At 58.5% G+C, this 8894-nt stretch carries 7 protein-coding genes; 2 read left to right on the top strand and 5 right to left on the bottom strand.

Going from position 1 to position 8894, the window contains the following annotated elements:
* The coding region (locus JCM9942_RS06820; RefSeq protein WP_054658653.1) for a hypothetical protein at positions 1-474 on the bottom strand (474 nt) is incomplete at its 3' end.
* Positions 475-763: 289 nt separating this feature from the next.
* On the opposite strand from JCM9942_RS06820, the gene JCM9942_RS06815 reads away from it, so the two are divergent.
* Complete coding sequence (locus tag JCM9942_RS06815) at positions 764-1222, top strand: hypothetical protein (protein ID WP_054658651.1); 459 nt, start codon at positions 764-766, stop codon at positions 1220-1222.
* Positions 1223-1604: 382 nt separating this feature from the next.
* Here JCM9942_RS06815 and JCM9942_RS18895 read toward each other — a convergent pair whose 3' ends face one another.
* The 4 genes from JCM9942_RS18895 to aceE form a co-directional block, all read right to left on the bottom strand.
* Positions 1605-2549 carry an O-methyltransferase gene (locus JCM9942_RS18895; protein ID WP_338062219.1) on the bottom strand — a complete coding sequence of 315 codons (945 nt, stop codon included), beginning with the start codon at positions 2547-2549 and terminating at the stop codon, positions 1605-1607.
* Position 2550: 1 nt separating this feature from the next.
* Positions 2551-3879, bottom strand: coding sequence for an ATP-binding protein (locus tag JCM9942_RS18170; protein WP_083468450.1), 1329 nt, complete (start codon positions 3877-3879; stop codon positions 2551-2553).
* 10 nt (positions 3880-3889) lie between these two features.
* Complete coding sequence (locus JCM9942_RS18165; protein ID WP_083468451.1) at positions 3890-4996, bottom strand: DNA cytosine methyltransferase; 1107 nt, start codon at positions 4994-4996, stop codon at positions 3890-3892.
* A gap of 514 nt (positions 4997-5510) precedes the next feature.
* Positions 5511-8198 (bottom strand): pyruvate dehydrogenase (acetyl-transferring), homodimeric type, encoded by a 2688-nt coding sequence (gene aceE / locus JCM9942_RS06800; RefSeq protein ID WP_054658645.1) that lies wholly within the window; start codon positions 8196-8198, stop codon positions 5511-5513.
* A 400-nt stretch (positions 8199-8598) separates the two neighbouring features.
* On the opposite strand from aceE, the gene JCM9942_RS06795 reads away from it, so the two are divergent.
* The coding region (locus tag JCM9942_RS06795) for a PadR family transcriptional regulator (RefSeq protein WP_172675061.1) at positions 8599-8894 on the top strand (296 nt) is incomplete at its 3' end.

Below are 8894 nucleotides of genomic sequence, written 5' to 3'. Positions count from 1 at the left end.
GGCTACCTCGGCCTGAACTGCTGGGGCGGCGGTGCGGGTGCCGCGGAAGCGGCTGCCCAGCTGGCGGCGCAGGTCTTCCAGGCCATGGTCGTTGCCGGAGACCTTGATATGGCCGTAGGCGTCCAGCGCGGTGCTCATCAGGTCGCTGCCCAGTGCGTTGACGGTGTCCTGCACGCGGCTGGTGAGGTATTGCAGGCGTTCGAGCAGCGGCACCAGCTGGTCGTAGGCGAGCAGGTCGGCCTGCGCGGCGGGAATATCCAAGCTGGCCGGCACCACGTGCGGGTGTTCCTCCACCACACGCAGGGTGCGGCGCACGAACGGGCCGGAGCGCTCGCCCATGAACACCAGCCCGCGCGCGTCCTCGGCCGGCAGGGAAATCAGCCCGGGCAACGCACTTTCAATCTGCTTCAAACCGGTGGTGGCGGCGGCCACCTGCGCGTCGCTGAGGACGAGGGAAACCACATTCTGGGTCACAGCCTGCTCCTTGCTTATGCGTATCCAACCCGGCACGTCCGGGGTCCGTGCCCCGCCATCGCCGGTGACATTGCATCACCACGGCGGGCGGAGCACGGCGACGTTGCGCCCGTGCCACAGCCCACGTCAGTCGGTGGAACACGCGTTGCGCGGTAGGAAAAGGACTACAGAGCCGTTAGCGTGAGCGCCGCTTCCGCAAAACCGACACTGCCTCATCGTTTTCGAGGCGCTTATTTCCCATGAGCCAGATGCGATAGGCTCGATGCGGCGTACGGCGGAGGGCGATGGAATGCGTTACCGGCTTTCGGGAAAACTGATCCTGTTCCTACATGTTGTGGCAATGGTACCGATCAGCATCGCGTACGGTGCGATCGACGGCGGCACCTGGCTGCCGCCCATCCTGTATGTCGGAGCAATGATTTGCATGTGGGGACTGACGCTGCCCGGTGCCAAACGCGGATTGGTCTTTGAAGTGCTGGGTTTCTATTACCAATTCAAGATGTTCCGCGAAAACGGATTCAAGCACTTCGGTCACGCACGCCGCGAGGATTGGGACAGGTATGGACGGACTTCACGCGTACTGCTCCACGCGCTCGCACTGATTACGATCCTGGCATTCATGTCCGGTGGAAAGATAGGAAGCGATTGGTTCTGGCAGTGCGCGCTGCTCGGCACATCGTTCGCCATTGGAATCGAATCGGGCACCGTCATATTCAGGTCCGGTGAGGCCCCGAGGCGCCGAAACTGACAAGGTACCGGCAAGTGCTGGGAGCACTTTTTACAGCAAGCAGGCTGGATCGTTGATACTCAGTCAGCCCGCGGGCCTTGGAACCCTCGAGGCGATTCTTTTTGAAAGATCAAGAGCTTTCGTGCACCTGCGGTGCGCGAGTCACTTTTCTTTGCTTGTGCAAAGAAAAGTAACCAAAAGAAACACACCCGGGACGCATGCCCGCGCGTTGCGCGGGTTCGCCACTGCCCGGCGCATTTTTCGACGGCACATCCGTGTACCGGCGAAAAACGACGCGCTCCTGCGCGTCGCCCTGCGGGTATCCGCGCCGGCCATTGGCCATGCTCTACGGGGTGAAGGTCAAGTGCAAAAGCAAAAGCTGAAAATCGAATATCCTACGGCGCTAGCTGATTTCTGCCTCAACAAACCGAGGAAAGTATCGATAGAACTGGCTGTATTTCTCGATGTCCGAGGTAGGCAACGGCAAACCGCAAGCCACCTTAGTTCTATCCACGTCAATCTGACGCATTTCCGCGTAGGTCAAGAGCGGGGGATCTATAAGATAGGCTGAATCATCGAAGCGACAGAAATCGAATTGCTCGAAGTTACACGCCTGATAATTTCCCGCATGGGACGCACTAACCAGCACCCCACCAATTGTAATCATCTTCACCCCATCAGCATACCTAAAATAATATATTGGCTTAAATTCAAATTCTGACCACGCCCCGCCTTTCGCGGACCTAGCCTTGAGCGCTGACTTAATAGCTTCAAACACAATACGGCGATATATATCACCCACACCCCAGCCAGACAGCCCCCTACTCTCGACGTCAGCCGGAACATTATCCTTACCTACCGCCGCCTGTAGAGCCTCCAGCGGCTTAACACCTTCGCCCCCACCAATATTTCCGGCATTAAAGCTTAAAACTATTACAGAGCCAGATGAAGCATTTCTCGAAAAGTATTCCACATCATCAAGACATGATTTTACCAGCGCACCATCATAGTCCAACCAGCATATAGTCGGCTGATCCCAAGAAAGTTTCTGAAGAACCGCGGTCGATGTGCCGAACATCATCCGCACGTTACCGTAAGGCACATTAAGGCGAAATCTGGATTGGACCGTAGAATCTGTGGCGTTCTCGATGCTAATCATCTCCTCAACACCCAGAGATCTATGCACCAATGAAAAGTCACTAAAATAAACGGAGCCCAACCCTATGTAGCGATAATGCTCCACAGAACCAAATGATTTTAAGGAGCGAAATGATTCGACGAGCATCTTCCTTTCGATGCTTTTCGCGGGCCGAACACGATAGTCAATCCTGGAATAGCTCCCTGCCATCTCAATGCTCCCTTTCCCATACGTATTCGAAGCAAAGCTCCCCTACTCGCCGGGCAGTTTTAACTCCGAAGTACTCCTTCGCCCATTCCACATCCTCTAACGCTCGATCAAATTGTACCTTGACTGTCTTCGGCACGACACCAACCGTCTGAGCAGGGTAGGTAAATGAACGCGACAACGGCAAAATCGAAAGCTTTGCCGGCGAAGCCTTTTTAACCAGGGTCTCCAGATGATCACTATCGGTGTCCATCTCCGCATCGAGTGCGTTGAGAAAATCAACCACTTGGCGCAGCGCCGCCACCATCTCGCCTTTGGCATATTGATACACAAGGCTGTCTGTATCTACGCCACTTTTCTGCGTGTTCCATGGCAAAGACTGAGCATCATCGCTTTCAAAGAATACATAGCCCCTAAAGCGAGCAAACTGTCCATGAGCCTTGGGCGTGGCCACTCCCCCCTCAATTTCCGACCCCCATCCAGTCAGGGCCGTCTTATCAGCCCTGACGATTTGCCTGCCATTGCAGATTACGTACCAACCGGCGTCCTCCAGATTCGATTCTGATATTCCGGCATACAAGGTAAGTTTGACGGAACTTCTAATACCGTCATCCGGCCGGGCCGCAAAGTCCTCGACGATTTTAATGGGCCTTAATTGCGCACTCGAAAGGAGATCAGCAACGCGATGCCTAAGTTGATGGCTATTTACGGTCACTTCGAGTCCGGCATCTAGACTCCGCGCATGGGCTTCTTGAATTCCGCGAATCAATGCCGATTTAAAACGCTCCGACCCCAGCTCCAGCTTGATTGCTGGATGAATATCACTAACTTCCAAGACGGTTTCGCACTCCTCTGAACCCCGACTTTGACCTTCAGCTACAGAAGAAAAATCAAAAGTCCAGTCTTCCTTTCCTTCAGAGTCTTTCTTGGACCTCCACTCGTGAACGTTTACGCTGAGGGTAAACTCTGAGTCTTCAGATTTAGATGAGATATCAAAATGATTCCCCATCTTGAAGAGTGCGCGCTTCATTCCGACGCCAAATTGTCCGATTGAACCTTGTGTAGAGGGAGCGGACAAAGGACGCCCAAATCTAAACGCGTAATCTCTCGCAACACTCACAGGTATACCGCCGCAATTGTCGGCAATCACGAAGTGTTCACTTGCCATCTCGATAGAGATATGGAGCCCCTCGTAAGGCCCCTCCCCCCGGAGTCGCCTCGCGCCATCGATGCAGTTATCCACGAGATCCTTAACCGCATCTTGAAGCGATATATCTCGCGTGATGATCGATATGAAAAAATCCTTCGTCGGCGATGCATCTATGACACCCATGTCCCCTCCATTAAATTAGATTCGCAATCCTTCCTAGAACATGCTCTGCGACTATAGGACTGACACTGTTTCCTATTTGACGAAATGCGTGCCACTTAGTGGGATGAAACACAAACCAATCTGGAAATCCTTGTAGCCTGGCTGCCTCCCTAGGCGTAATTACTCTGGGCTTCGTAGGATGAATCGGGCGGACCGCCTGAAAGCTTCCTTTGTCAGAATTAGTTCCTGCCCTCAACGTCGGACAAAGACCGTTAAAATCCAATCTCGGCGATCTATAAACCCTGTCGACCTCACCAGGAGCAAGCTGACTAAACCTAAGCACAGTTTCGGGCGCGTGCAGAGTACCCAAGAAGCCGGACACGATCCTTTGAGAGGCGAGATCAATGGCCTGGGGGTCACCGACACCTTCCGGGATATGACCCTTAATTCGCGCCGCGAAAGCGTCGTCCCCTACCGCTTTAACTTTTCGCCAGCTTTGGCTTTCGCTTTGCCAATCCGCCCTTACATCCGGCAACCCTTTAAGTGCATCCCTTACATTGACCTTACTTATCGTTGCATCTAAGAAGGTCGTTCCATCGATATTACCAACTCTCGATGGATCATATCCAATGAAAAAAACTCGCGTGCGTGTGGTCGGGGCTCCATAGTCACTGGCCTTTATTTTTATTGGCGCCAGCACCTTATATTTTGACGGCAGACACTCAAGTGCATCCTGAACTATCTTCGCATTGCCAGCGCGAAGAATGCCAAGCACATTTTCAGCAACAAAGAAAGCCGGATCCATTTCTGCGACCAGCTGGAAAAATCTTCCAAAGAGGAGATTCCTCGGATCGCCGCTGTTCTTCTTGCCTATCACGCTAAAGCCTTGGCAGGGCGGGCCACCAATAAGGCCCCCTAACGAACCCTCCTTAACCCCACATGCCCTAAGAAGCTCCCTTCCATCAAGGTCACCAACATCCTGTTGAATGTGGTGCGTACTTGGGAAGTTGAGAGCGTGGTAAGCAGCGGCGATCGGGTCAATTTCGACGCTGCCCGCGACTCGAAAGCCGGCTCGCGCAGCACCAAGGCTCAATCCCCCGACACCAGAAAAAAGATCGATCACAGTCGGACGTTTCATCGCCATAGTCTAGACGGTGAACTCTCAATGTGTCGATCGTCATCGCTGAATATAAGCGGGCACCAGAGATCCCCACTTTTATGTCGCACCGGATGAGGATGGACTAGCTTATACGGCGCTTCGAGCGCAAGAGTGCCCCTCCAACCCACGGGAAACGCCGGCCCGGAATTCACCTACTAGGCTCCTGTCGATGGAGCCCAAAGTGCGAGGCTGGACTTTCGGAGACAAACCCAGCCTTCGATTCCTCACCGAACGTCCAGCTCAGTGTCCCAACGATAAGAAAGGGGCAGCCTATGGCCTCCCCTTTTTCTTTAAACCCCCACAGGGTTCGCCTTCTCCGGATCAATCCCGTACTGCTTGATGGCCAGGGCGACATCCTTGGCGGTCATCTTGCCGTCCTTCGCCAGTGCGGCGATGGCCGGCGTGGGCGATAGACGGTAACGGGGTCAAGTTTAATTAGCGCAGAAAAAAGGCGGCCATCAGGCCGCCTTTTTCATTTCAGCTTTACCGGACATCAAACCCCCACAGGGTTCGCCTTCTCCGGATCAATCCCGTACTGCTTGATGGCCCGGGCGACATCCTTGGCGGTCATCTTGCCGTCCTTCGCCAGGGCGGCGATGGCGGCGTGGGCGATGTAGTACCGGTCCACTTCGAAGAAACGGCGCAGGTTGGCGCGGGTGTCGGAGCGGCCGAAGCCGTCGGTACCCAGGACCGAGTAGGTCATCGGCACGAAGGCGCGGATCTGGTCGGCATAGGCGCGGACATAGTCGGTGGCGGCAATAGCCGGGCCCTGTCGGCCTTCCAGCAGCTGGGTGACGTACGGCTTGCGCTGTTCGGCTTCCGGATGCAGGCGGTTCCAGCGCTCGGCGTCGAAACCGTCGCGACGCAGTTCGTTGAAGCTGGGGCAGGACCAGATGTCGGCGGTGACGCCGAAGTCCTTGTCCAGCAGCTCGGCCGCGGCGATGGCTTCACGCAGGATGGTGCCGCTGCCCAGCAGCTGCACGCGCAGCTCGCCCTTCTTCGGCTTGCCGGCGTCGGTGAGCAGGTACATGCCCTTGATGATGCCCTCGGCTGCACCCTCGGGCATGCCCGGGTGGGTGTAGTTCTCGTTCATCAGGGTGATGTAGTAGTACTCGTCCACCTGGTCTTCCATCATGGCCTTGGTGCCGTGCTGGAGGATGACGGTGACTTCGTAACCGAAGGTGGGGTCGTAGCTGCGCACGTTGGGGATGCCGCCGGCGACGATGTGGCTGAAGCCGTCTTCGTGCTGCAGGCCTTCGCCGTTGAGCGTGGTGCGGCCGGCGGTGCCGCCGAGCAGGAAGCCGCGGGTACGCATGTCCGCCGCCTGCCAGGCGAGGTCACCCACGCGCTGGAAGCCGAACATCGAGTAGTAGATGTAGAACGGCAGCATCGGCACGTTGGAGACCGAGTAGCTGGTGCCGGCGGCCATCCACGAGGCGATGGCGCCCGGCTCGCTGATGCCCTGCTGCAGCACCTGGCCGGACTGGTCTTCGCGGTAGTACATCAGCTGGTCGGCATCGACCGGCTTGTACTTCTGGCCGTACGGGGCGTAGATGCCGATCTGGCGGAACAGGCCTTCCATACCGAAGGTGCGCGCTTCGTCGGCGACGATCGGCACCAGGTGCGGGCCCAGCTCCTTGTCGCGCAGGCTGATGTTGAGCGTCTGCACGAAGGCCATGGTGGTGGAGTAGCTGCGCTCGCCCGAATCCTTGAGCAGGCGCTCGTAGGTTTCCAGCTTCGGCGCGGTGAAGGACTTGCTGGCCTTCTGCCGGCGCTGCGGCAGGTAGCCGCCCAGGGCGGCGCGACGCTCCTGCAGGTACTTCACTTCCGGCGAATCCGGGCCCGGGTGGTAGAACGGCACCTGGCCGTCCTTGAGCTGCTCGTCGGTGACCGGGATGTTGAAACGGTCGCGGAAGTGGCGGACCGCCTCGTCGTCCAGCTTCTTGGTCTGGTGGGTCGGGTTGAGCGACTCGCCGGCGCTGCCCATGCCGTAGCCCTTGACCGTCTTGGCCAGGATCACGGTCGGCATGCCCTTGGTATTCACGGCCTGGTGGTAGGCGGCGTACACCTTGTGCGGATCGTGGCCGCCACGGTTCAGGCGCCAGATGTCGTCGTCGGACAGGCCGGCGACCATCGCCGCGGTCTCCGGGTACTTGCCGAAGAAATGCTCGCGGGTATACGCGCCGCCGAAGGCCTTGCAGTTCTGGTATTCGCCGTCGACGGTTTCCATCATCAGCTTCTTCAGGACGCCGTTGGTGTCCTTGGCCAGCAGGGCATCCCAGTAACCGCCCCACAGCAGCTTGATCACGTTCCAGCCGCCGCCACGGAACACGCCTTCCAGTTCCTGGATGATCTTGCCGTTGCCGCGCACCGGGCCGTCCAGGCGCTGCAGGTTGCAGTTGACCACGAAGATCAGGTTGTCCAGGCCTTCGCGGCCGGCCAGCGCGATCGCGCCCAGGGTTTCCGGCTCGTCCGACTCGCCGTCACCGATGAAGCACCACACCTTGCGGTCGGACTTCTCGATCAGGCCGCGGTTCTCTAGGTACTTCATGAACTGCGCCTGGTAGATCGCCGCCAGCGGGCCCAGGCCCATCGACACGGTCGGGGTCTGCCAGAAGTCCGGCATCAGCCACGGGTGCGGGTAGGAGGACAGGCCGCCGCCATCGACTTCCATGCGGAACTTGTCCAGCTGCTGCTCGTCGATGCGGCCTTCCAGGAAGGCGCGGGCGTAGATGCCCGGGGCGCTGTGGCCCTGGATGAACAGCAGGTCGCCCGGGTGGTTCTCGCTGGGCGCGCGCCAGAAGTGGTTGAAGCCCACGTCATAGAGCGTGGCGCCGGAGGCGAAGGAGGCGATGTGGCCGCCCAGATCGCCTGGCTTGCGGTTGGCGCGGACCACGGTGGCCATCGCGTTCCAGCGGATGATCGAGCGGATGCGCCATTCCAGCTCCGCGTTGCCCGGGCTCTTGGCCTCCAGGTGCGGGGCGATGGTGTTGACGTATTCGGTGGTGGGAGAGAACGGCAGGAACGCGCCCGAACGACGGGTCAGTTCCACCATGCCTTCCAGCAACTGATGCGCGCGCTCGGGGCCCTCGACATCGATAACGGCCTTCAACGACTCGATCCACTCCTGTGTTTCCACCGGGTTGGGGTCGTTGTTCAGCACTTCATTCAACCAGTTCATTGGCGCTCCCAGGTACTGCACGCACGCGCGCGCTTGTTTTTAATTTTGAGCCCTGAAGTGTAGCGCACCGCGCCCCTGACGAAGCTGGCTACGCATACGTATGGCGTTGATTCCACTACTGTCCGCAAGACATCCGGCGACATCGATGGCCCCCGGACGTAGACACGGCAGGACACCTCGTCCGCAGCGCCGTCGCATGGCGACCAGCGCCATGTGGGCCCGAAGCCGCGAGCCGCCCGGGTCAGCAAGGTGACAACGGGAGCCACGCTGCGATGCAGCAGAAAACCGGCCAGCGGAATCGCCCGGTCGCACCCGTATCACCTGCCCGGCCGGATCGTCGCCGGCGCTTGCCGGCCGGGGCTTTTCGATATATCGTCTTTGCCACTTCCGATATATCGAAATGAAGACCGAAGCCGTGACCACCGATACCCGCAGCCGCGCCACGGCCCGTCCACTGGGCCGCGGTGACCTGCGCCTGCTGCTGCTGTGGCTGCTGGGCCAGGCGCCGCGCCACGGCTACGAACTGATCCAGCAGGTCAGCGAGATGTTCGTGCGCACCTATACGCCCAGCGCCGGCTCGGTCTATCCGCTGCTGGCCGACTTTGAGAAGCAGCACTGGGTCAGCGTCGAGGAGGAGGGCGGCCGCAAGCGCTACCACATCACCCGGATCGGCCAGGCGCAGCTCGCCGCGCGCGA

Source organism: Stenotrophomonas pictorum JCM 9942, assembly GCF_001310775.1.
GTDB lineage: Bacteria > Pseudomonadota > Gammaproteobacteria > Xanthomonadales > Xanthomonadaceae > Stenotrophomonas > Stenotrophomonas pictorum.
This window is presented reverse-complemented; position numbering and strand designations above follow the sequence as displayed.

What these genes read in the sequence shown, in the direction of transcription:
- JCM9942_RS18170 (WP_083468450.1), bottom strand. Translation starts at nt 3,879, where the DNA reads ATGGGTGTCATAGATGCATCGCCGACGAAGGATTTTTTCATATCGATC.
- JCM9942_RS18165 (WP_083468451.1), bottom strand. Translation starts at nt 4,996, where the DNA reads ATGAAACGTCCGACTGTGATCGATCTTTTTTCTGGTGTCGGGGGATTG.
- aceE (WP_054658645.1), bottom strand. Translation starts at nt 8,198, where the DNA reads ATGAACTGGTTGAATGAAGTGCTGAACAACGACCCCAACCCGGTGGAA.
- JCM9942_RS06815 (WP_054658651.1), top strand. Translation starts at nt 764, where the DNA reads ATGCGTTACCGGCTTTCGGGAAAACTGATCCTGTTCCTACATGTTGTG.
- JCM9942_RS18895 (WP_338062219.1), bottom strand. Translation starts at nt 2,549, where the DNA reads ATGGCAGGGAGCTATTCCAGGATTGACTATCGTGTTCGGCCCGCGAAA.